The following is a 22,341-nucleotide window of genomic DNA, read 5'->3' as shown; positions in this document are numbered from 1 at the left end:
ATAACGAATAACAAAAGGAGGTATCCATGCAGGGTCTGATGCAAGACAAGCCGCTATTGATTTCCTCGCTCATCGAGCACGCGGCCACTTTCCATCCTGATCAGGAAATTGTCTCGCGCAGCATTGAGGGGCCTATTCATCGTACCAATTACCGGCGGATCGCCCATCGCGCCAAACAGGTCGCCAACGTTCTGAACGAGCTGGGCGTCGAATTCGGTGATCGGATTGGTACCCTGGCATGGAACACCTGGCGTCACATGGAGCTTTATTTCGGGGTTTCCGGGTCCGGTGCGGTGCTGCATACGGTGAACCCCCGTCTGTTCCCCGAACAAGTGGAGTACATTCTCAACCACGCCGGGGACAAGGTGCTGTTTTTTGATATCAGCTTCGCGCCGCTGGTGGAGAAACTGGTACCGAAACTCAAAAGTATCGAGCATTTCGTGGCGCTTACTGATCGCGACAACATGCCCGACGCCGATATTCCCGGCCTGCTCTGTTACGAAGACCTGGTGGAAGCCGCCAGCGCTGAATTTGAATGGCCGGAGTTCGACGAGCGTACCGCTTCCAGTCTGTGCTATACCTCCGGCACTACCGGCAATCCGAAAGGGGTGCTGTACTCCCATCGTTCCACCGTATTGCACTCGCTGATGGCGATGGCGCCGGATGCCTTCAATGTCAGCGCCCGATCGACCTTGCTGTTGGTGGTGCCGATGTTTCACGCCAACGCCTGGGGCATGCCCTACGTGGCGGCCATGGTCGGCGCGAAAATGGTTCTGCCCGGCGAACATCTGGACGGTGAGCATCTCTATCCGTTGATGCGTGACGAGCGCGTGACGTTTTCCCAGGCGGTGCCGACAGTGTGGTTGATGTTCTTCCAGTACCTTGATGCCCATCCGGAACTGGATCTGGAGAAGGAACTGTGTCTCGACACCATCGGCATTGGTGGCAGCGCGCCGCCCCGGGCCATGGTGCGGCGGCTGGAGACGCAGCTCGGAGCTCAGGTGATTCAGGGCTGGGGCATGACTGAAACCAGTCCGCTGGGCGTGGTCAACCGGCCCTTGCCCAAACACGATGATCTGGATCGCGATGGCCTGGATGAGCTCAAGGTGAAGCAGGGGCGCGGCATCTGGGGCGTGCACATCAAGATCGTCAACGATGAGGGCGAGCCGCAGCCCTGGGATGGCGTGCATTCCGGCCATCTCTATATTCGCGGCCCCTGGATCGCCAGTGGCTACTTCCGGGCCGAAGGGGGTGGGGCGCTTGATGGTGAGGGCTATTTCCCTACCGGTGATATCGCCACCATGGATCCGGATGGCTATTTGCAATTGGTGGACCGGGCCAAGGACGTTATCAAGTCCGGAGGAGAGTGGATTTCCTCCATGGATTTGGAAAACGCCGCCTTTTCCCATCCCGGCGTGGCGGAAGCCGCGGTGATCGCCATTCCCCATGAGAAATGGCAGGAACGTCCGCTGATGGTAGTGGTGAAGCGCGCGGGTGCGCGGGTTGATGAAGACGAGATCATGGCGCATCTGGCGGAACGAGTGGTGAAGTGGTGGCTGCCGGACGATATCGTGTTCGTCGACGAACTGCCGCATACCGCCACCGGGAAGCTTCTGAAGACCAAGCTACGTGAGCAATTCACCGGTTATCGTCCCCGGCGTGAAGCGGTGAGATCCTGATTTAACGTTTACCTTGAATTCCGCGTCCGTATGCAGGCCAACCGTCCCATCGGTGTCTCTCAGGAGACCGGGCGCGGGGTTCCTTTTTATCCCCTCTCTCTGGATGTCCGCAACTTTGTGACTTCGTCGGAACCGACGATGATCCCCTGACAAACCGCCTCTTACACTCGAAGCACCAATCGATAAGCCTTTGGTGTTTTTCTCTTTGCGTGCAAAAAAGAGAAATTAAATCAATAAACTTTATCCAATTGGCGTTTGAACCCGGGTCATTTCAATCCGGCCCGAGTGGCTCATGGAACAGGCATGGCGCAGAAGAGGAGGTGCCTTTTCGTGGGCAGCAACTTTGTCCAGCTTCTGTCAATTGCCGCCATCTTACCCAGAGGGCCGGCATGGTACAAAAGCGTAATAATAATTATGTGGTGTCTTGTCAGAACGGCGCCGGAAAATACAGGAGTCGCGGTATGGCCTGGATAACAACAACAGCAAAAAACGATCTGCCGATCCAGTGAGGAGTTGTCCTATGTATGCATTGGGTCGTTGGTTATCCAAAATTACCAATCTCATGACCGTTATCGGTGGCCTCGCCATCGCATTGATGATGTTGCATGTCACCTTTGACGTTATCGGTCGCTATGTTTTCGGTACACCGATACCGGGAACCATCACCATCGTCTCTCACTACTACATGATCGTCGCGGCTTTCGTGCCGTTGGCTTATGCCGAACAGAAGAACGCCCATATTACCGTGGAAGTGGTTACTGAACGGTTGCCGAAAATCGTTCAGAAACACCTGGAAGGATGGGCGCTGGCCTTTTCCGGCGTGGTGTTCGCCTTCCTCACGGTGCGGACCTGGAGTGAGGCGCTTTCCAAGCACGCCATCAACGCTTCGGTGGTGCAGGGCGACGCCAGTATCGCCGTCTGGCAAACCTACTTTGTCCTGCCGGTGGGCATTGGTCTGATGACCCTGGTTCTTTTTTACAAATTCATTGTCTATTTGTTCGGCTTGAAATCCGGATTGGATGACGAGCGCGTGCAGCCAGACGAGATGCCGCTAGCGTCGAGCCATCATTCTGACGCGAATTAGGAGACCGGCGATGAGTGACGTACAAATTGGTTTGACCGGTCTGGCCCTGCTATTGGTCTTGATCGGGTTGCGAGTGCCGATAGGCATGGCGCTGATTGGCGTGTCCTTCGGTGGTCTGTGGTATCTGATGGGATGGGGTGTGGCCTGGGGTTCCCTGGGGCTGATCCCCTACCAGTTCGCCGCCAACTGGGTGCTCAGCTCCGTTCCGATGTTCTTGCTATTGGGATTCATCTGTTTCCACGCCCAGTTGACCCAGGGACTGTTCCGGGCGGCACGACTATGGCTGGCGTCGATCCCCGGTGGTTTGGCGGTGGCATCGATTTTCGGTTCCGCCGGCTTCGCCGCGGTGTCAGGCTCTTCCGTGGCGTGCTCCGCGGCCATGGGACGTATCGCGGTGCCGGAAATGATCCGCCATAAATATCACCCGGAGCTGGCCACCGGCACGGTGGCGGTGGCAGGTACCATCGGTGCGCTGATCCCGCCGTCCATCATCATGATTCTCTACGGTATCATCGCGCAGGTGCCAATCACCGGGTTGTTTCTGGGCGGCATCAGTGCCGGTATTCTGACCACCGTGGGCTACATTCTGGTGGTGATGATAAGGGTGAAGCTGAACCCCTCCCTGGCTCCGGATGTCAGGGAAGAGGTTTCCAAAAAGGAAAAGATCGCGGCGCTGAAGGAAACCTGGCCGGTGATCCTGATCATGGTCGGTATTTTCGGCGGTCTGTTCGGCGGCATTTTCACGCCCACCGAAGCCGGTGCCGTCGGTGCGTTCCTCGCCTGTATCGTTGCCTGGATGCGCAAGGCCCTGACCTGGGAGCGGTTTCGCAACGCAATTCTGGAAACGCTGCTTACCACCGGCGCCTTGATGGTGATCGCCGTGGGCGCGAGCCTGCTGACCCGTTTCCTGGCGCTGTCCGGCGCCGGTGATTATCTGTCCTCTCTGGTTATTGGTGGCGGTGCCAGTACTTTCATGGTGTTGGTGATGATCGTGCTGATCTATCTGCTGCTGGGCATGTTCCTGGAGCCGATTGGCGCCATGCTGCTGACCCTGCCCATCGTTCTGCCGATTATCGGTGCCGCCGACTTGAGTCTTCTTTGGTTTGGCGTGGTGCTCACCAAGTTGCTGGAAATCGGCATGATCACGCCGCCGATTGGCATGAACGTGTTCGTGATAAAAGGGGTGGTGGGTAATCTGGCCTCCACCACCTCGATCTTCAAAGGCATTTTCTGGTTCCTGATCATGGATCTTTTTGTGCTGATCTTCCTGATGAGCGTGCCGGACTTTATTTTGTTTCTGCCTCGTATTATGGGGTAGGCCTGCGCGCGGCGCGCCATGCCCGGGCGCGCCGCTACTTACTGATGACGGATAACAACAGGGAAGAACCCGATGACAAAACAATACGACCTTTCTGACTCTGTTCAGGTGGCCATTCGCAACACCATTGGCGACGCCCTGCGCCGATCCGCCGGCCGGCAACCCGCGGCGCCGGCGCTGCAATTCGAGGACCGTATCTGGTCTTATCAAGAGCTGGATCTTGCCGCCAACCGGGTGGCCAATGGTTTGCTGGCGCGGGGATTACAAAAAGGGGATCGCGTCGCCGCCTATGGCAAGAATTCCGACGCCTATGTTCTGCTTTGGCTGGCTTGCGCCCGGGCCGGCCTGATTCACGTGCCGGTGAACTACGGGCTGGTCCAGCGTGAACTGACCTACATCTGCAATCAGTCCGGCGCCCGTGCCCTGTTTTGCGACGACAGCCTGGCGGCCAACGTGGAAGCGGTGCGCAATGATCTCGGTGTCGAGCTGTACGGTTCCCTACGCCGTGGCGCCTTGGCTGAAGGTGTGGATATTCTGGCGTTGGCCCAGGGACGTGGCGAAGCGACGGCGCCGGATATCGCACTCAGCGATGACGATGTGGTACAGATTCTTTATACCTCGGGTACCACCTCCGATCCCAAAGGAGCCATGCATACGCATCGGTCTCTCATGGCGGAATATCAGTCTTGCCTGCTGCATCTGGACATTAGCGGAAAAGATCGCGGTCTGGCGGCGCTTCCTCTGTATCACTCGGCGCAGATGCACGTTTTTCTGATGCCCAGCCTGCTATGTGGAGCATTCAATTACCTTATTGACGCACCGGTTCCGGACCAGGTTCTGGCTCTGATCGAAGAGCAGAAGATCACGTCATTCTTCTCCCCGCCAACGGTATGGATCGGCCTGTTGCGTCACCCGGATTTTGACCGCCGTGACCTGAGTACGCTGGAAAACCTGTACTACGGCGCTTCCATTATGCCGGAGCCGATTGTCCATGAACTGGCGGAACGTCTGCCGCAAGGGCGTCTGTTCAATTGCTATGGGCAAAGCGAAATCGCTCCCATGGCGACGGTGCTGGAACCCCATGAGCATGCCGACCGGCCGAGCTCTTGCGGCCGCCCTCTGACCTCTGTGGAAACCCGGGTGGTCAAACCTGGCACTCTGGAGGATTGCGCGCCGGGCGAACAAGGAGAGATCGTGCATCGCTCGCCGCATCTGATGGTGGCGTACTGGGACAAGCCCGAGGAAACAGAGGAAGCCTTCAAGGGCGGTTGGTTTCATTCCGGCGATCTCGCCTACCAGGACGAGCAGGGCTACCTGTACATCGTCGATCGCATCAAGGATGTGGTGAATACCGGCGGCGTGCTGGTGGCCAGCCGCGACGTCGAGGAAGCCCTGTATGGCCATGAATCGGTGGCGGAGGTGGCGGTGATCGGGGTGCCCCACGAGAAGTGGATTGAATCGATTGTCGCCGTCGTTGTGGTAAAAGAAGGCAAAGCCGCCGATGCCGTCGCTCTGATCGATCACGCGCGGCAGCATCTGGCTCCGTTCAAAGTGCCCAAGGCGGTGCATTTTGTTGAGGCTCTGCCGAAGAATACCGCGGGAAAACTGCTCAAACGCACGCTCCGTGAGCAGTACGCACGCTGAGAAAGGCAGTGCGTTGGAATAGTCGGTTCGGACGAAGCAATCTTTGCTCCGCTACCTCAATAATGCGCGCCTGCTGTTCCCTTTCTGGGTGGAGATTTCCATGTATTTGACACAGCCGCTACACAAGGCTTTGCGCGAGTGTCCCGAGCGGGAAGCCCTGGTATTCGCCGATCGCCGCTCAACCTATCGGGATCTGGTACGCCAGGTAGCGACGCTGGCGTCGGTATTGAAAGACCTGGGTCTGGAGGACGGCGATCGTGCCGGCATTCTGGCCCTGAATTCGGATCATTATGTGACGTTTGTGTTTGGCGTGCTCTGGGCAGGCGGTGTCTTCAATACCGTCAATATTCGATGGAGTCCGGTTGAGATCGCCTACTCACTGGACGACTGCGACACCCGGATTCTGTTTGTCGACGACGAGTTCGTGCCGTTGATCGACGAAGTGCGGGCTCGGTCAAAATCGCTTGAGACGGTGGTGTACGTCGGAGAAAAAACCTGTCCCGAGGGCATGTTGAGTCTTGCCGGGCTGATGGCCGGGACCGATCCCGTGGACGACGCCGGACGCAGCGGCGATCAGTTGGCCTGCATTCTGTACACCGGCGGCACCACCGGAGCACCGAAGGGCGTGATGCTCAGCCACGCCAATCTTTACACCTGCTCGATCGGAGCGGTGATGCTCGCATGCCGTGGGGACGGTGTGGTGGGATTACATTCGGCCCCCTTCTTCCATGTGGCCGGAGTGGGGCTGATCCTGCAGTTGACGCTGCGGCTGGGCACCCACGTGATCGTGCCCCGGTTCGAAGAGGTGGCGGTCATGAGCGCCATTCAGCGGGAACGAGTGGTGGAAACCTTCCTGGTGCCGACCATGATGCGCGCGGTGCTAGCGCACCCGCGCTTTCCGGAATTCGATCTCTCTTCGCTGCGCTGCATGATGTATGGCGCGTCACCCATCGACAGCACGCTGTTGAAGAAGGCCATGACCGCCTGGCCGGAGGCGTCCTTCCTGCAGCTCTACGGTATGACCGAACTCTCACCGGTGGTCTGCATTCTCCCGGATTATTGCCATAGCGACGCCGCTTACGCCGATAAGTTAATGGCGGCCGGGTTGCCGGCGCATATGGCGGAGGTGCGCGTGGTCGACGGTGAAGATAACGAGGTCCCACGCGGCCAGGTGGGCGAGATCGTCGCCCGTGGCCCGATGGTGATGCGGGGCTACTGGAATAAGCCGGAGCAGACCGAGGAGGCATTACGCCGAGGATGGATGCATACCGGCGATGCCGGCTACATGGATGACGCCGGATACGTTTTCCTGGTGGACCGGATCAAGGACATGGTGGTGACCGGCGGCGAAAACGTTTACTCGGTGGAGGTGGAAGACGCCTTGCTGCGCATGCCAGCCATCGCGCAATGCGCGGTGATCGGCGTGCCGGATGAAAAGTGGGGCGAGCGGGTGCACGCGGTCATCGTTCCAGCCGGAGGGGCGGAGATTTCCGAGGCGGATATCGTGGCTCACTGCAAAACACTGATCGCCAATTATAAGTGCCCCCGAAGCTTTGAATTTGTTGATCAGATGCCACTTTCCGGTGCCGGCAAGATTCTCAAATACAAGCTCAAGGAGGCCCACTGGGGTGACCGTGGGCGCCGTATCGGTTGATCCGGTGAGCCCGTCAGAGATGAGTGATTTTGTAGCGGCTGGCCAAACCAACAAGAACATCGGCGGCGGATTGGCTTCTGGCTGGCCGCGATTAGGGAGAGTGACATCATGCCAATACGCGCTTATGCACAACGTTTCTTTATCGCCACGCTTTTTGTGATCGGCGCGACCGCTGCGACGCCGACATTCGCTCGTACCATCAGCTACGCCACCGGCTATCCGCCGAACTCCATCGGCTCCAATTCGGCGTTGGCTTATGCCGAGGCACTCAAAGCGCTTTCCAACGGTGACCTCAGCGTTAAAGTATTTCCAATGTCCTTGTTGAGTTTCAGTGAGGCCGCGCCGGGGATCCGTGACGGTATGGCGGACTCGGGGTTTGTCTTGTTTTCCTACTTTCCCTCTGAGTTTCCCAACACCAATCTGATCTCGGAACTCACCATGTTGCTGGAACTGGATGACGTGGCGCCGAGTCATGCGGGGCTCGCCTATGTCGGCGCCATGTCAGAGTATCTGTTCCATCATTGCCCTGAGTGTGTCACGGAATTCGCCGCGCAGAATCAGGTGTTCACCGGTGCTTCCGCCAGCGCGCCCTACATGATGCTGTGCAACGAGAAGGTGGCCAGTCTGGCCGATATCAAAGGCAAGCGGTTACGCAGTGCCGGCCCACAATGGGCACGCTGGGCACAGGCGGTGGGTGGAACGCCAGTGACCATATCCGTCAGCGATGCCTATGAAGCGCTCAATCAGGGTGTTCTGGATTGTTCGATAAGCTCCAGCGTGGATCTGGATATCTTCCGCCTTTCCGAAGTGGTCAGTGACGTCACCGCTGGTGTGCCGGGTGGTGTTTTTGGTGGCACTGGTGTCAACAACTTCAACCGCGAAGTCTGGCGGGAACTGACTGAAAGGGAGCGTGAACAGGTGCTGCGTGCTTCCGCCACCTTCGGCGCCATTATCAGTTGGGACTATCAGGTGGGTGCCACCAAGGAACTCGAGGCCGCGCCGGAGCAAGGGATCAAAGTGCATGAGCCTGCCGAGGGCCTGCAACAGGCATCGCAGCGTTTCATTGTCGAGGACATGAAGACCATTGCCCGCAATTATCAGTCCCGTTCAGGGGTGAATAACGCCGAGCAAAGCATCAAGGCGTTCCAGACGATCCTGTCGAAATGGGTCAAGCTGGTAAAAGACGTCAGCAGCCCGGAAGAGCTGGCGGAAATCTACTGGCGGGAGACTTATTCCAAAGTGGACGTGAGTGAATACGGCTTGTAAGAACCTGTTTAAACAGGTTCCAAGCCGCATCGGTCTGGTCTGTTGGCCAGGCCACCATGACCGGAGCTGGCCTGCTTCGGATTTGAAAATGCTAGGAGAATAATAATGATGATACAGCCACGACGTGCGGCCATGGCCGCGCTGACCCTGTGCGCGGGAGCTATCACTTTCGGCGTCGCCGAAGCCCGAACCTTGACCTACGCCATGGGGTATCCTCCCAAGTCGATCGGTGCCAACGCCGGTGAAGCCTACGCCAAGCGGCTTGAAGAACTGTCCGGCGGTGATCTCAAGGCGCGAGTGTTTCCCATGTCATTGCTCAGTTTCAAGGAAACGTCCGCCGGGGTCCGTGATGGCATGGCGGATTCGGGGTTCCTTCTGATTTCCTATTTCCCTTCTGAGTTTCCCTATACCAATCTGATTACCGAACTGACCATGCTGGACGAGCTGCAGGGCGTTCCCGACAGCCACGTGGGGCCGGCCTACGTGGGCGCCATGTCCGAGTATGTCTTCCATCATTGTGAGGGTTGCCAGAAGGAAATGGCGGAGCAGAACCAGGTCTTCAATGGCAGCATGTCGACGCCGCCCTATGCTCTGCTGTGCACCAAGCCGATCGCCACCGAGGAGCAGCTGAAGGGCGCGCGCCTGCGCAGCGCGGGTGCCCTGTGGGCCCGTTGGGCGGAGGCCATGAATGCCACCCCCGTGACGTTGTCCATCAGCGACGCCTATGAGGGGCTCAGTCAGGGCGTGATCGACTGCACGATGAGCTCCACCGTGGAAATGGACATCTTCAATCTGCGCGAGGTGGTGAAAGATGTGACCGTGGGCGTGCCCGGCGGCATGTACGCGGCGGTGGGGGTGAACAACGTCAACAAAGCCGTTTGGAAATCGCTCAGTGAAGAACAGCGAGCACAGGTTCTGAAAGCGTCCACGGTTATTTCCGCCAAGGGCAGCTGGGACTACCAGCTCGGCGCGGCGAAGGAGGTGCGGGACGCGAGCGGCAACGGCATAACCGTACACCAGCCGAACGAGGCGCTGGTGGCGGCCACCCGTGCCTTCGTGCGTAAGGACGTCGATACCATCGTCAAGAACTACGTGGAACGTCACGGTATCGACGACGCCGGGAAAATGGTCGATGAATTCCGGCCGCTGCTGACCAAGTGGGTCAAGCTGGTGGAAGGCGTGGATAACGCGGAGGCGCTGGCCGATTTGTACTGGCGGGAGACCTTCTCCAAGGTGGACGTCAGCACCTACGGTCTTTGATCAAGCCGGGGCGCGCTCGCGGGTGGCGCCCCTTGCCGGAGCAAACCATGGAAACCAATTCAGTGGATCTTCAGGTCTTTCGTCAGGAGGTCCGTGCCTTCATGGAACAGGAGGCGGATGAATCGATTCGGGAAGCCGGACGCAAGATGACCAGTTTCTTTCCGCCGTTCGACCAGTGCATGCGCTGGCATCGCAAGCTGCACGCGCGTGGTTGGTCGGCGGCGTCCTGGCCGGAGCAGTACGGCGGTCCCGGATGGAGCCGCGAACAGAAACGAATTTTCGAGGAGGAGTGCCGGGTCGCCGGTGTGCCGAGACTGCTGCCTCAGGGGCTGGGTATGGTCGGCCCGGCGATCATGAAGTTCGGCACCGACGAACAGAAGAGCCGTTTTTTGCCGGGTATCGCCTCGGGGGAGGACTTCTGGGCCCAGGGCTACTCCGAACCCAATGCGGGCTCGGATCTGGCCTCGTTGGCCTGTCGTGCCGAGCGCCACGGCGATCACTACGTCATCAACGGCAGCAAGACCTGGACCACCTATGCCCACCATGCCAATCGCATGTTTCTGTTGGTGCGCACCAGCAACGAAGGAAAGCCGCAACAAGGCATCAGCTTCTTTCTGATTGATCGTCTCGATCGCCCGGGCTTGGAAATCCGGCCGATCATTGGTTTGGACGGCTTCCCCGAACAGTGCGACGTGTTCTTCGATAACGTCGAGGTGCCACTGGATTGCTGTCTCGGAGAGGAGAACCAGGGCTGGGCGGTGGCCAAGTATCTGCTGGAACACGAGCGCGGTGGCAGTGCGTCTTTTGCCGCCCAGTTTGACATGGAACTGAACCGGATCCGCGAACGGGCCGCTGAACTCGGTGACGGCTTCGGTGGCGTGCTGAGTGACGATCCGGTGTTTCGGCAGCGTTTCACCCGTCTTTATCTGGAGGTCGCCGCTCTGGATGCCACCGAGAGCCGCTTCGCCGCCATGGAAAAAGGGTCGCCGGAGTCGGGGCCGATGAGTTCGATGATCAAGATCACCGCAATGGAAACGCTGCAACGCATCACCGAGCTGGCGGTGGAGATGGAGGGGAGCCCGACGCTGACTTTGCAACTGGCGGCACTGACCGTCGGTGCCGGGGTGGCGCCGGAAGGGCCGGAACAGGCGCTCACCGTGATGCCCAAGTATCTCAACAACCGGGCCGCCACCATTTTTGGCGGTAGTAACGAAATTCAACGCAACATCATTGCCAAGATGTTGTTGGGCTGAGGGACGCGCCATGGCTTTTCTTAACGACGACACCCGCGTCATGCTGGAAGACAGCGTCGACAAATTTCTCAATGCCCATTACGACTTTCACCAACGCCGCACCTGGGTGGAAAAGGCGCCGGGATACAACCGCGAACATTGGCAACGGTTCGCGGAGCTGGGTTGGCTTGGTCTGCCCTTCGCCGAGCGTCATGGCGGTCTCGGCGGGGATATCACCGATACGCTTGGACTGATGCGGCGTTTCGGGGCCGCGCTGGTGGTGGAGCCTTATCTGAGCGTGGTGGGGCTGGGCGGTCAGGCCATTGCCCAGGCGGATAACCAGGATGCCGCCGACAGTCTGCTGCCCGAACTGGTCGCCGGCCAGGCCATGCCGGTGCTGGCCTGGGAGGAAAGCATCAGCCGCGGCAATCCCGAGCATCTGGCTGCCAGTGCCCGCCGCATCGACGGTGGCTGGCGCCTGGAGGGCGAGAAGGTGGCGGTGATCGGCGGTGACCTGGCAACGCACTTCGTGGTGTCGGCGCAGACCTTCGAGGACGATGCCGGGCCGGTGGTGGAATTGTTTTTGCTCCAGGCCGATGAGCTTGAGGTGACCGGTTTCCCCACCATGGACGGCCACCGTGGCGCCCGGCTGACGCTGGCGGCCGTGGACGTCGACGAAGCGCGGCGCCTGACCCGGGACGGGCATGGCGCTGGCGTGCTGCGCCAGGTATTGGAGCAGGGCATCATGATGATGGCGGCGGAGGGAGTGGGGGCGATGCAGACGCTGTTGCGCCGTACCCTGGACTACACCCGGACACGCCGGCAGTTCGGTGTGCCGATCGCCTCTTTCCAGGTGCTGCAGCACCGCATGGTCGATATGTACATTGCCATGAAGAACTTGGAGCATCTTCTGGAAGCCACCGCGAATCGCTGGGACCAGTCGCCGTCGCATGCCCGGGACAGCGCACTGCTGAAAGCGCAGCTGTGTCAGTCTGGCCGTTACGTGGGGCAGCAGGCGGTGCAACTGCACGGAGGGATCGGCATGACCGACGAGCTGGATGTGGGTCACTATTTCAAGCGGTTGACTGCCCTCGGGTTACTGTTTGGGGATGAGAACTATCACCTCAAGCGGGCCTGGGCGGCGCTGTAAGGCGTGATCATCAGCCGCCAGCGCGGGTCGCCTGGCGAACCAGGCCCCAGATTTGTTCGCTCAGCGTCTGCTCCGTGGGGCGCGCCTCGGGCGGCAAGGCCAAGGCCCGGGCAATCAACGCCCGGGAACCCGCCAGAGTAAAGGTGGCGGCGGCGGCGGGATCCAGCTCCGCTGAAACGCTCCCCTGTTTCTGTCCCTGAAGCATATTGCCGACACCGGCTTCGATCTGCCGTTCGAGTCGCTGCTGTTCGATCGCCATCACCGATGGCTCGCGGCGCAGGCGTTGCAGGATAACGGCAGCCAGCGGATGGCGATAATGAAACGCCACGCTGTACTGAATGCGTAGCCGTTCCCGTTCAAGCCAGTCGGAAACCGGCAAGCGGGCCATCATCACCTCGTTGTCGAGGGCTTCGTAGAAGTGTTCGACGACGGCGGCGACCAGTCCGGCCTTGGAGCCGAAATAATGATAGGCCAGTCCCACCGAGACCCCGGCGGTGCGGGCGATGGTGCTCATTTCGAAATCCCCATCCCCCTGTTGCAAGGCCCGGGTTGCCGCGGCGATCAACCGGTCCGGTGAGGTCTTTTTCTCTGCCACCTGTTCCTTCTCCCAATTCAGCGGGGCTCGATGCCGGCGGCGGTTACTGGCGCCCGACCAGGGCATTCAAGGGGATTCAGGGGTAAAGATCAATCAGAGTGGAGGCCTGGAATCCAGTTCAAATACGGGTTGACGGTCGCATCGAACCAGCATTGAATTGAATTCAACTCAATTCCGCGAGGCCGCTCATGGCGATCAATCGCGGGCCCATCACAATGACAAAAGGAGAGATGCCCATGCCACGCAAGATTGCCAACCTGAGCGTGCTGGACAGTGATCTGGCTGCTCGCCACAAGGCCTTGCGGCCCTCCGCCGAGCGCAGCTCGCCAGAGATCGACCGGGACTTCGAGACCCTGATGCGTGAGGGCTACGTCATCATCGAGGGCGTGCTGGACCGGGATACGCTGGACGATATCCGTTCGCGGATAACCCCGTTATTGGACAAGACCGGCAGGAACACCTTCGAGGGGGCACGGACACAACGGGTGTATGACCTCTTCTCCAAGACCCGGGCCCTGGATTCCCTGGCGGACCATCCCCGTATCCTGGGTTTGATGGACAAGCTGTTTCTGCCCAACTACCTCATCAGCCAGGCCCAGATCATCAACATTCTGCCCGGGGAGGCACCGCAGCTTCTGCATGCCGATGACAGCTTCTACAAAGTGCCAAGGCCACGGCCGCCGTTGGGCGCGGCGACGATCTGGGCGATCGACGACTTCACCGGTGAGAACGGTGCCACCGTGGTGATCCCGCGCAGTCACACCTGGGGACAGGAGCGCAGGGGACGGTGGGAAGAAGCGATACCCGCGGTCATGCCAGCAGGCTCGGTGCTGTTTTTCCTGGGGACGACCTGGCATGGCGGTGGCGAGAACCGTTCCGAAAAGCCCCGTCTCGCGGTGACCTGTCAGTATTGCGAAGCCTATTTGCGGCAACAGGAGAATTTTCTGCTGGAGTTGTCCAAAGAGGTGGTTCGTGAAATGTCGCCGGAGCTCCGGTCGCTGATTGGCTATTCCATCATGCCGCCGTTCATGGGAATGGTGGATGGCAAGCACCCGTTACGGTTGCTGGAGGAGGAGTGATACGCTCCGTTGTTCCCTGAGGCATGCATTGCCCCCGGGTAGCTGCTACAAAGCTGCCTTGGTAGCGATCGGCCCTGGATACGAGCCCGCGCTGGATTCGCTGGCGAGCCAGCTTCCCACGGAGGGAACTACGAAGCCGCTGTGGGAAGCTGCCTTGGCGGCGAATGGCCGAGACGATGGATACGCTCCGCTGGAGCGTCCCCTTCGGGCGCCCGTTGGGCGTCCACTCGACGGTGAAACTGTCGAGTGTCGAACGGAGGTTCGAATCAGAGTCCTCAAGCAGACCGGATAAAACACAAAAGCCCGCGCGAGGCGGGCTTTTGTGTTTCATATGGCCCGCCCGAGAGGATTCGAACCTCTGACCTCTGCCTCCGGAGGGCAGCGCTCTATCCAGCTGAGCTACGGGCGGAAAACGATCTTAATGGCACTTTCGATGGCACCCCGGGGGCGCGGACGCGCATGATAGCGGTTCAGCGTCGGCGAGTCCACGATTGGGAATGAGCGGCAAGGCACGTATAATGATCCGGCTTGGCGCGAGGGCATGCCCCCGCCCATTCAGTGGTCCGCGTCAGGGGGTGGCGCGGACATCGGTTATCCCCGGGGGGAAAGGCGTGGAAAGCACGTTTTTCCTGGGTTTCAGCGAGGTTGAGCGGGGCGGCATTTTACAATCTTTTCCCGCCATACCGGAGTGGATTCGGTAACCTCTTGCGACATTAGGATGGAGAAAAAACGGTGCGTATCGCCTACCTAGAAGACGACCAGGCCCAGGCCGAGCTGGTGACACACTGGCTGCGCGAAGCAGGCCATACGTGTATGCACCTGTCCAGCGGTCGCGAGTTCATGAGCTTGCTGCGACGGGACACCTTCGACCTCCTGGTACTCGATTGGGAAGTGCCCGATATGAGTGGTTATGCCGTTCTCGAGGAAGTGCGTGCCAGTGGCAATCGCACGCCTGTCCTGTTCGCCACTCAACGCGATGACGAGTCCTCCATCGTGGGCGCGCTGACCCAGGGAGCCGACGACTATATGGTTAAGCCAGTTAAACAAGCGGAGCTGCTGGCCCGACTCACCGCCCTGGGGCGGCGAGCGGGTGTTGCCGACATGGATGATCAAGGAACCCTCAACGTTGGACCCTGGACCATAGACCGGGCCCGGCGACAGATCTTTCTGGACGACGAAGCCGTCAAACTCACCGACAAGGACTACGAACTGGCCTGCTATCTGTTCCAGAATGTAGGCAAATTAATGTCCCGGGCACACCTGCTGGAAAAGGTGTGGGGCATCATGACGCCGATTGAGTCCCGTACGGTTGACGTCCACATCAGTCGCATCCGCCGTAGTCTGCAAATCCGTCCTGAACGCGGTTATCGCATCAAGACGGTGTACCAGCATGGCTACCGGCTGGAACCAATGGAAGAATAAACGCCTATGCTTTCCCGCTGGTTGGCCGCCGTGGTGCTGTGTGTGATCGCCGCCACGGCGCAAGCCGATGCCAATGCCGATCACTGGCAATACACGGTTCGTCCTGGCGACACGCTGTGGAATCTGTGTGAGCGCTTCGCTCAGGACCCGGTGTTCTGTTGGCGCCAGTTGGCGGCGGACAGTGCGGTGGATGACCCCTATCGCATGTCGCCGGGCAAGGTCATTCTGATCCCACTCGCCTGGCTCAAGGAGCAACCGGTGCCGGCTCGTGCCGAGCGGGTTAATGGCCAGGTCTGGCTGCTGGTGGGCAATAACGATCCGGAGCCGGTGGAGAATGGCGCGGAGATCGCCTTTGGTGACACCATCGAGACCGGGGAGGCTGGCAGCGTGGTGGTACGCTTCGCCGACAATTCCCAAGTGGCGGTCAAGCCCGGCACCGTGCTCAAGGTGAATAATTACCGGCGTTTCGTCGACGTCGGCAACGAGCCCACGGATTTGCAATTGGAGCGGGGCGCCATCCGCAACACCGTCACCCCCCGCGATACCGATGCCCGCGTATTCCGCGTGTACACTCCGGGTGTGATGACCGCGGTTCGCGGCACCGAGTACCACGTTCGTGTCACCGATGACGCCGTCACCCTCAGTGAAGTGGTTGACGGTGAAGTGGAAGTCGCGGCCGCCCGCAGCACCACGCCGGTACCTGCTGGGTATGGCACGATGGCCAGCGCCGGCCAGGCGCCGGCCAAGCCGGTCAAATTGCTGCCAGCCCCGGAAGTGACGCTGAAGGCGGGCGGTCGCGGTCTGCGAGCGGAGTGGCCGCCGGTGGAAGGCGCCGAGGCGTATTCGGTGGAACTGTTCGATGCCGATGGCGTTCTGCTGCGGAGTGAGCAGGTCAGTAAGCCGCAATGGCGAAGCAAACCCCAGGCCGGCGATTATCAGGTGCTGGTCAGAGCGATTGATGCGCGGGGGCTACGCGGCCAGGAGCGGATGCTGGATGCCACCGTATCCAAAGGCGCCTGGCCCTGGGATGCTCTTCTGTTCATCGGCGGAGCCGGTTTGCTGCTCGCGCTTTGATCCTTCTCGCCTCGGGTGGCCACCGTCCATGGCGGCCACCTTTCCCAGGTGCCGTCGCTTTTTGTGCTCACCCTCTCCAGTGACCTTTCTCCACGACGTTGCTTCCCGGCACCGGCACGATAGCCCATTGCGTAAAAAACATTGGAAATGAAGGGCGTAGATCGGGATAGTGATGACTCCGGTTTGATGCCATGCAAAGGCGCCCGGCGGTATCCAAGGAAAGAGGTTCGGGGTTCATGAGTAGAGGGTTCGATAGCCACCAGCGCCGTTATCTGGTTGAGCACATGTCCGTGCTGTTGGTGGTGGCGAGCCTGTGCATCCTGCTGTCCATCAGCGGCGGCCTGTCTTTCCTCAATCGTTATGTCTACGACACCCTGTTGCCGCGGCTGCCGATGGAGCCCTCCGGCGACATTCTTATTGTCGGTATCGATGAGTACAGTCTCCGGGAAGTGGGACGCTGGCCCTGGGATCGAAGCATCCACGCCCGTCTGATTGACCAACTCTCCAAGCAGGGCGCCCGCGGGGTGCTGATGGATCTGATCCTGTCGGAGCCGGACCGGGCGCGCCCGGCGGCGGACCAGGCACTGGTCAGGGCACTGTCCGAAAACGGCAATGTGTATCTGCCGGTGCACGTGGAGCAGTTACGCGCCGGCGGACAGCTGATCGAGGTGCTGCCGGCTGGCCCCTTCGCCCGCGCCGCCCAGGGACTCGGTCATGTGGATCTGGAACTGGATGGCGACGGGGTGGCCCGTTCGGTTTATCTGCGCTCGGGCATCGGACAACCCTGGTGGCCGCACATTACCCAGGCGATGTTGGAAGGTGAGGGACTGATCCCCGAGGACCGCTTCCCCGCTGGTGAGAACGACGATTTCGTCGGCCTGGCGAATGTTCGCAAATACCCCCGTTACATTCCGTTCGCCGGCGGCGCGGGAACCTATCCCCACGTTTCCGCGGTGGATGTGCTGGAGGGACGGGTGCCGGATCAATTGATCAAGGACCAGTTCGTGTTCATCGGCGCCACCGCCGCGGGCCTGGGCGACATGCTGCCAACTCCCATGGCCGGGCAGGGGGATCTGATGGCGGGGGTTGAAATCAACGCCAATATCTTCGACGGGTTGCGCCATGAGCGCATGATCTCGGGCATGAGTCGACCCTGGGCCATCTCTCTGGGGGTGGTGCTGGCGCTGTTGGCGCCGCTGCTGTTGCCGTTCTTCCTGCCACGCTGGAGTATTCCGCTGATTCTGGGCGCCCTGCTGTTCACGCTGGGAATCTGTTACGCGCTTTTGGCGGTTTGGCAGATCTGGTTCCCGCCGGCCGCTTCGGCCATCGCCGCGGTGGTGGCTTATCCGCTGTGGACCTGGCGGCGTCTGGAATACTCCATGGCCTATATGCGCAACGCCCTGGAACGTCTGGCGGAATACAGTGACCTGAACCGCCGCCTCACCGAACCGGCGCCGTTGTCGCGGATGTTGCGGATGCTGGATCAGGTGCTGCCGGTGCGGTCCTGGCGGTTGCAGGCCCAGGCCGGCGCTCCGGTATCCGGTGGCGAGCAGCTGGAGGCCTCGGCCTGGCGTGGGCAGCTGTCCCGCCGTTACCCGTTCCGTCATGACGGCAAACGTTACGAACTGACCGTGGTCTGGCGTCAGGCTCTGGACGCGGATACCTATGATTACTGGATTCGCGCCATGCTGGCGCGTACCGAGACGCATCAGGCCGGCATCGGGCCACGCTATGAGGTGCTGGAAAAACACATCGAGCGATTGCGCCGGGAGGAGCACCGCCAGCAGGCGTTGACCCGCTTCTTCCAGGTCGGTCTGGCGCAAATGAGCGAAGGGGTGCTGATCACCGACGCCTGTGGCGGTGTGGTGTTCATGAACCCGCAAGCGTCCTATCTGCTCAGTATCGAGGGGGTGGCCCAGGACACCCTGGGGCTGGCGGATATTGGTCGGGAACTGGAATTCACCGGCGATCGCGGCTGGCGCACGTTGCTTCAGGAAGCCCTGGCGGATGGCCGGGTGCAGAAAGAGTGCCGCAACCGTCGCGGCATGGATCTCTATCTGGACATGATCCTGGTGCACGCCGGCGACCAGCCTGGACGCATGTTGATCGTCAGTCTCAAGGACATTTCCGATGTCAAGCAAGCCATGCGCACCCGCACCGAGATGCTGGATTTCCTGTCCCATGATCTGCGTTCGCCGATGGTGTCGGTGCTGGCGCTGGTGGGCAAGATGAGGCATGGCCCGGACGGCGAGCGATTGACCGACTTCCTGGATAACGTGGAGCACTACGCCGAACGCAACCTCAACATCGCCGAGCAGTTCCTGCAATTGGCCCGGGTCGAGGGTGTGGATTCAGTGGAAATGATGGAGCTGGACATGCTCGATGTGGTGGAATCCGCCATCGATCAGGTGCAGATCCAGGCCCAGGCCCGGGACATCACCCTGCGGTTCGCCTACGACGAGACCGAGGAGGTCTGGGTAAAGGGCAATAACGAGCTATTGGAACGGCTGATCGTGAATCTGCTCACCAATGCGGTCAAATACAGTTATGAAGGCAATTCGGTGGATGTTCGCCTGTTTACCCAGGGGGGCCAGGTGACCTGTGAGGTGCGGGATCGTGGCGTGGGTATCCCGGACGCGTTCCAGGACAAGCTGTTCGATCGTTTCAGTCGCGCCAGTACCAGCGGCGGCGCCCGTACTCGCGGTGCCGGCCTGGGACTGCGCTTCGTCAAGGTGGTGACGGAGCGTCATGGTGGCGATATCAAGGTGGCCAGCGCTCCTGGCGAGGGCAGCCGCTTCACCTTGCTGCTGCCGCGGATCCAGCTGTCCTGAGCCAGGACCTGTTCAGCCTGTTTCCATCCCGCCTGCTGGATGCAAACAGGCTGAACAGGTCCTACTCCCAAGGTACTGATTTTATCCCCGCGATTTCTGAGGGTATAATCGCGCCCGCAATAACAAACAGAGCCGGCACGTCTCTGAATGAGTCCCAGTCCCAAGGGGGAGCCGGGCGTTATTCAAAGATGTGTTTCGGGACATACCAATAACCGAGGTGGAACCGTGAAAAAAATGCTGACCGCTGGCCTGGTTGTACTGGCCACTCTGTTCGCCGGCGCCGTGATGGCCGCCAGCACCAAGGACATTTCCCCGTATCCTCTGGGCGAGCGCTCCGTTCTGGGTGACCGCGCCACCGCCGAGCGGATCAAACCGGTGGGGTCCGTGTGCGTGGAAGGCGAAGAGTGCGGCAGCACGGTAGCCGCCGCGGAAGGAAGTGGTGAGCCTCGTTCCGGCCAGGCCGTGTACGATACCGGCTGTGCCGCCTGTCACGCCACTGGCGCCGCCGGCGCGCCCAAGTTCGGTGATGCCGGCCAGTGGGCCAGCCACATCGAGAAAGGCATGGACACCCTGGTCAAGCACGCCTTCGAGGGCTTCAATGCGATGCCGCCGAAAGGCATGTGCATGGATTGCTCCGAAGAGGAAATCCGCAACGCGGTGGAATATATCGTCGAGAACAGCCAGTAATTTCGGCGGATACGCCATTCGCCGCCAAGGCAGCTCCCTCAGCGGCTTCGTAGCAAAGCCTGTGGGACGCTGGCTTGCCAGCGAGTGGGCCTTGGCGGCAAAGGGCTCGCTTGCAGCGGCCCGCCGCCCGGATAAAGCTCCAGCGGTTTCATAGCCCGGTCCGTGGGCTTTCTGGAGCGCCCTTACTCCAGCAACGCCTTGAGATTGGCCAGGCTGGCTTCGGCCATCTCACTGTCCCGTTCTTCGTTGCGCGGTGCGCCTTCCCCGATATATTCCAGATCATCCTGAGGCAACTCGTCGATGAATCGGCTCGGGGTGGTGTCCACTTTCTCACCGTACTGCTTACGGGTGCGCGCCTGAGTCAGAGTGAGTGTTTCCCGCGCCCGGGTGATGCCCACGTACATCAGACGGCGCTCCTCGACGATATTATCGTCCTCGATGCTGGCGCGGTGAGGGAGCAGCTCTTCCTCCACCCCCATCATGTAGACGTGGGGAAATTCCAGCCCTTTCGAAGCATGCAGGGTCATAAGCTGGACCCGGTCGGAGTCGTCCTCCTCGTCCTGCTGCTCCAGCATGTCCATCAGCACCAGCTTGCCGATCACCGCCTCCAGATCGCTGGAGCCGTCGTCCTCTTCTTCCTGTTTTTCCAGCATGCGTTCGATGTTGCGAACCAACTGCCAGACGTTCTCGATGCGTTTCTCGCCAATACGGGGGCTGGACGCGTTCTGCATGACCCAGCCTTCGTAATCCATTTCGGTGATCAGCTCCTTCACCGCCTGCAGGCTGTTGTGGCGGAAGCAGTGTTCGCGTTTGCTGTCCAGCCACTGCTTGAACTCGCGCAATTTCTCCGCCGCTTTTGCCGGCATCGCCTCGCTCAGGCCGAGGTCGGCACAGACGTGATACAGGCCCTGATCGCGCTTGCCGGCCCAGGCCGCGAGCTTTTCCAGGGTGGCGGGGCCGACTTCCCGGCGTGGCGTGTTGATGATGCGCAGGAAGGCGTTGTCGTCGTCCGGATTCACCAGCAAACGCAGATAGCACATCAGGTCCTTGATCTCGCTGCGGGAGAAGAAACTGGTGCCACCGGAAACCTTGTAGGGAATCGACAGCGATTGCAGCTTCATTTCCAGGATGCGGGACTGGAAGTTGCCGCGATAGAGAATGGCGAAGTCCTTCCAGTGCAGCCCCCGTTGCAGGCGGCGGTGAAACAGGTCGCCGGCGATCCAGTCGGTTTCCCCGTCCTCGTCGCGCAGCGCCGCCACCCGCACCGGTTCGCCGTAGCCGTAATCCGACCACAGGCTCTTCTCGAACACATGGGGGTTGTTGGCGATCACCGTGTTGGCGGCTTTGAGGATGCGGCCGGTGGAACGATAATTCTGTTCCAGCTTCACCACTTTCAGGGCTGGCCAATCCTGCTGCAACTGATCCAGGTTTTCCGGGCGGGCGCCGCGCCAGGCGTAGATTGACTGGTCGTCGTCGCCGACCACGGTAAAGCGGCCTTCCGGCAAGGTCAGCATACGCACCAGTTCGTACTGGGCGCCGTTGGTGTCCTGGTATTCATCCACCAGCAGGTATTGCAGACGATGCCGCCACTTCTCCAGGATCCGCGGCTGTTCGCGGAATAGTTGCACCGGCATCATGATCAGATCATCAAAGTCCACCGCGTTGCAGGCGCGCAGCATGCGGTTGTAGCCGCTGTAGGCCATGGCCGCGCGCACCTCTTCCTCGGTTTGGGCCTGGCTCACCGCCTCCTCGGGGGAGACTAGCTCGTTTTTCCAGTCCGAGAGACACTTATGCACCGCCTCCACCGCGTTCAGGTCCCGCTCGGATTCCCCTTGAAGCAGGATCTCCTTGAGAATTTCACGGCTGTCGGTCTGATCAAGAATGGAAAAACCGGAGCGCAGGCCGCAGGCCTTCAACTCGCTCTTGAGAATGCGCAGGCCCAGGTTGTGGAAGGTGGAGACAATCAGCCCCCGGCTCTGACCGCCCTGGACCAGGTTTTGTACCCGCTCCTTCATTTCCCGCGCCGCTTTGTTGGTGAAGGTCACCGCGGCGATGCGCCGGGCCGGCACGCCCCGTTCCTGGATCAGCCAGGCGATCTTGCGGGTGATCACGCTGGTCTTGCCGGACCCCGCCCCGGCCAGCACCAGCAGTGGGCCGTCGGCGTAAAGGACCGCTTCCCGTTGGCGAGGGTTCAACGAGGTCATGATGGCTCCAGGGGTAAACGAAGGCGCGTATCATAGCAGCCACGGCGGTGCGCATACACGCTAACCCCGGAGTCCGATCACCAGCGGCAAATAGTGTGCCGGCGTGTTTACCACTGCCTTTCCGAGCAATCAGGCCTTGCCGTTCCAGACCGGCCCGGCAAG

The 22,341-nt window shown here is 60.3% G+C and carries 16 protein-coding genes and 1 tRNA gene; 14 read left to right on the top strand and 3 right to left on the bottom strand.

The window, feature by feature from the left end; all coding sequences use genetic code 11:
• The first annotated feature begins 26 nt into the window (after window positions 1-26).
• The 9 genes from A6D6_RS13000 to A6D6_RS12960 all read left to right on the top strand — a co-directional run bounded on the left by A6D6_RS13000 (window position 27) and on the right by A6D6_RS12960 (window position 12,287).
• A complete protein-coding gene (locus A6D6_RS13000; protein ID WP_159660964.1) occupies window positions 27-1,679 on the top strand; it encodes a long-chain-fatty-acid--CoA ligase in 1,653 nt (550 codons plus the stop codon).
• A 520-nt stretch (window positions 1,680-2,199) separates the two neighbouring features.
• Entirely contained in the window at window positions 2,200-2,763 is a 564-nt protein-coding gene (locus A6D6_RS12995; protein WP_133489867.1) for a TRAP transporter small permease, read from the top strand.
• A 10-nt stretch (window positions 2,764-2,773) separates the two neighbouring features.
• The gene (locus A6D6_RS12990) at window positions 2,774-4,081 is read left to right on the top strand and encodes a TRAP transporter large permease (protein WP_159660963.1); all 1,308 of its coding nucleotides are present in this window, start codon (window positions 2,774-2,776) and stop codon (window positions 4,079-4,081) included.
• 72 nt (window positions 4,082-4,153) lie between these two features.
• Complete coding sequence (locus A6D6_RS12985) at window positions 4,154-5,725, top strand: fatty acyl-CoA synthetase (RefSeq protein WP_159660962.1); 1,572 nt, start codon at window positions 4,154-4,156, stop codon at window positions 5,723-5,725.
• Window positions 5,726-5,825: 100 nt separating this feature from the next.
• Window positions 5,826-7,379, top strand: coding sequence for a long-chain-fatty-acid--CoA ligase (locus A6D6_RS12980; protein WP_159660961.1), 1,554 nt, complete (start codon window positions 5,826-5,828; stop codon window positions 7,377-7,379).
• Window positions 7,380-7,487: 108 nt separating this feature from the next.
• Window positions 7,488-8,645 (top strand): C4-dicarboxylate TRAP transporter substrate-binding protein, encoded by a 1,158-nt coding sequence (locus A6D6_RS12975; protein WP_159660960.1) that lies wholly within the window; start codon window positions 7,488-7,490, stop codon window positions 8,643-8,645.
• Between the two features lie 105 nt (window positions 8,646-8,750).
• Window positions 8,751-9,905 (top strand): C4-dicarboxylate TRAP transporter substrate-binding protein, encoded by a 1,155-nt coding sequence (locus A6D6_RS12970; RefSeq protein ID WP_133489872.1) that lies wholly within the window; start codon window positions 8,751-8,753, stop codon window positions 9,903-9,905.
• A 47-nt stretch (window positions 9,906-9,952) separates the two neighbouring features.
• Window positions 9,953-11,158: an acyl-CoA dehydrogenase family protein gene (locus A6D6_RS12965; RefSeq protein ID WP_159660959.1), complete on the top strand. Its 1,206-nt coding sequence runs from the start codon at window positions 9,953-9,955 to the stop codon at window positions 11,156-11,158.
• Between the two features lie 10 nt (window positions 11,159-11,168).
• Window positions 11,169-12,287, top strand: coding sequence for an acyl-CoA dehydrogenase family protein (locus A6D6_RS12960; RefSeq protein WP_159660958.1), 1,119 nt, complete (start codon window positions 11,169-11,171; stop codon window positions 12,285-12,287).
• Between the two features lie 10 nt (window positions 12,288-12,297).
• Here the strand turns inward: A6D6_RS12960 and A6D6_RS12955 are convergent, their stop codons facing one another.
• On the bottom strand, window positions 12,298-12,882 hold the full coding sequence (locus A6D6_RS12955) for a TetR/AcrR family transcriptional regulator (RefSeq protein WP_159660957.1): 585 nt from the start codon (window positions 12,880-12,882) through the stop codon (window positions 12,298-12,300).
• A 236-nt stretch (window positions 12,883-13,118) separates the two neighbouring features.
• On the opposite strand from A6D6_RS12955, the gene A6D6_RS12950 reads away from it, so the two are divergent.
• On the top strand, window positions 13,119-13,961 hold the full coding sequence (locus A6D6_RS12950; RefSeq protein ID WP_159660956.1) for a phytanoyl-CoA dioxygenase family protein: 843 nt from the start codon (window positions 13,119-13,121) through the stop codon (window positions 13,959-13,961).
• Window positions 13,962-14,293: 332 nt separating this feature from the next.
• On the opposite strand, the gene A6D6_RS12945 is transcribed toward A6D6_RS12950, so the two are convergent.
• Window positions 14,294-14,370: transfer RNA gene (locus A6D6_RS12945), tRNA-Arg, on the bottom strand.
• A 323-nt stretch (window positions 14,371-14,693) separates the two neighbouring features.
• Here A6D6_RS12945 and A6D6_RS12940 point away from each other — a divergent pair.
• The 4 genes from A6D6_RS12940 (at window position 14,694) to A6D6_RS12925 (ending at window position 19,975) form a co-directional block, all read left to right on the top strand.
• Window positions 14,694-15,383: a response regulator transcription factor gene (locus A6D6_RS12940; RefSeq protein WP_014996509.1), complete on the top strand. Its 690-nt coding sequence runs from the start codon at window positions 14,694-14,696 to the stop codon at window positions 15,381-15,383.
• 6 nt (window positions 15,384-15,389) lie between these two features.
• Window positions 15,390-16,457, top strand: coding sequence for a FecR family protein (locus tag A6D6_RS12935; protein ID WP_159660955.1), 1,068 nt, complete (start codon window positions 15,390-15,392; stop codon window positions 16,455-16,457).
• A 236-nt stretch (window positions 16,458-16,693) separates the two neighbouring features.
• Complete coding sequence (locus A6D6_RS12930) at window positions 16,694-19,288, top strand: CHASE2 domain-containing protein (protein ID WP_159660954.1); 2,595 nt, start codon at window positions 16,694-16,696, stop codon at window positions 19,286-19,288.
• Between the two features lie 234 nt (window positions 19,289-19,522).
• Entirely contained in the window at window positions 19,523-19,975 is a 453-nt protein-coding gene (locus tag A6D6_RS12925; protein ID WP_133490224.1) for a c-type cytochrome, read from the top strand.
• Window positions 19,976-20,157: 182 nt separating this feature from the next.
• On the opposite strand, the gene rep is transcribed toward A6D6_RS12925, so the two are convergent.
• Complete coding sequence (rep, locus tag A6D6_RS12920) at window positions 20,158-22,179, bottom strand: DNA helicase Rep (RefSeq protein ID WP_159660953.1); 2,022 nt, start codon at window positions 22,177-22,179, stop codon at window positions 20,158-20,160.
• Window positions 22,180-22,341 lie beyond the last annotated feature (162 nt).

It is taken from the genome of Alcanivorax xiamenensis (assembly GCF_009846745.1).
GTDB classification, from domain to species: Bacteria; Pseudomonadota; Gammaproteobacteria; order Pseudomonadales; family Alcanivoracaceae; genus Alloalcanivorax; species Alloalcanivorax xiamenensis.
The sequence above is the reverse complement of the archived record's forward strand: the minus strand, read 5'-3'. Positions and strand labels throughout refer to the sequence as shown.

Bases quoted from the DNA above. Each gene is read 5' to 3' on its own strand.
- A6D6_RS13000 (WP_159660964.1), top strand. From the start codon at position 27: ATGCAGGGTCTGATGCAAGACAAGCCGCTATTGATTTCCTCGCTCATC.
- A6D6_RS12995 (WP_133489867.1), top strand. From the start codon at position 2,200: ATGTATGCATTGGGTCGTTGGTTATCCAAAATTACCAATCTCATGACC.
- A6D6_RS12990 (WP_159660963.1), top strand. From the start codon at position 2,774: ATGAGTGACGTACAAATTGGTTTGACCGGTCTGGCCCTGCTATTGGTC.
- A6D6_RS12985 (WP_159660962.1), top strand. From the start codon at position 4,154: ATGACAAAACAATACGACCTTTCTGACTCTGTTCAGGTGGCCATTCGC.
- A6D6_RS12980 (WP_159660961.1), top strand. From the start codon at position 5,826: ATGTATTTGACACAGCCGCTACACAAGGCTTTGCGCGAGTGTCCCGAG.
- A6D6_RS12975 (WP_159660960.1), top strand. From the start codon at position 7,488: ATGCCAATACGCGCTTATGCACAACGTTTCTTTATCGCCACGCTTTTT.
- A6D6_RS12970 (WP_133489872.1), top strand. From the start codon at position 8,751: ATGATGATACAGCCACGACGTGCGGCCATGGCCGCGCTGACCCTGTGC.
- A6D6_RS12965 (WP_159660959.1), top strand. From the start codon at position 9,953: ATGGAAACCAATTCAGTGGATCTTCAGGTCTTTCGTCAGGAGGTCCGT.
- A6D6_RS12960 (WP_159660958.1), top strand. From the start codon at position 11,169: ATGGCTTTTCTTAACGACGACACCCGCGTCATGCTGGAAGACAGCGTC.
- A6D6_RS12950 (WP_159660956.1), top strand. From the start codon at position 13,119: ATGCCACGCAAGATTGCCAACCTGAGCGTGCTGGACAGTGATCTGGCT.
- A6D6_RS12935 (WP_159660955.1), top strand. From the start codon at position 15,390: ATGCTTTCCCGCTGGTTGGCCGCCGTGGTGCTGTGTGTGATCGCCGCC.
- A6D6_RS12930 (WP_159660954.1), top strand. From the start codon at position 16,694: ATGAGTAGAGGGTTCGATAGCCACCAGCGCCGTTATCTGGTTGAGCAC.
- A6D6_RS12925 (WP_133490224.1), top strand. From the start codon at position 19,523: ATGCTGACCGCTGGCCTGGTTGTACTGGCCACTCTGTTCGCCGGCGCC.
- rep (WP_159660953.1), bottom strand. From the start codon at position 22,179: ATGACCTCGTTGAACCCTCGCCAACGGGAAGCGGTCCTTTACGCCGAC.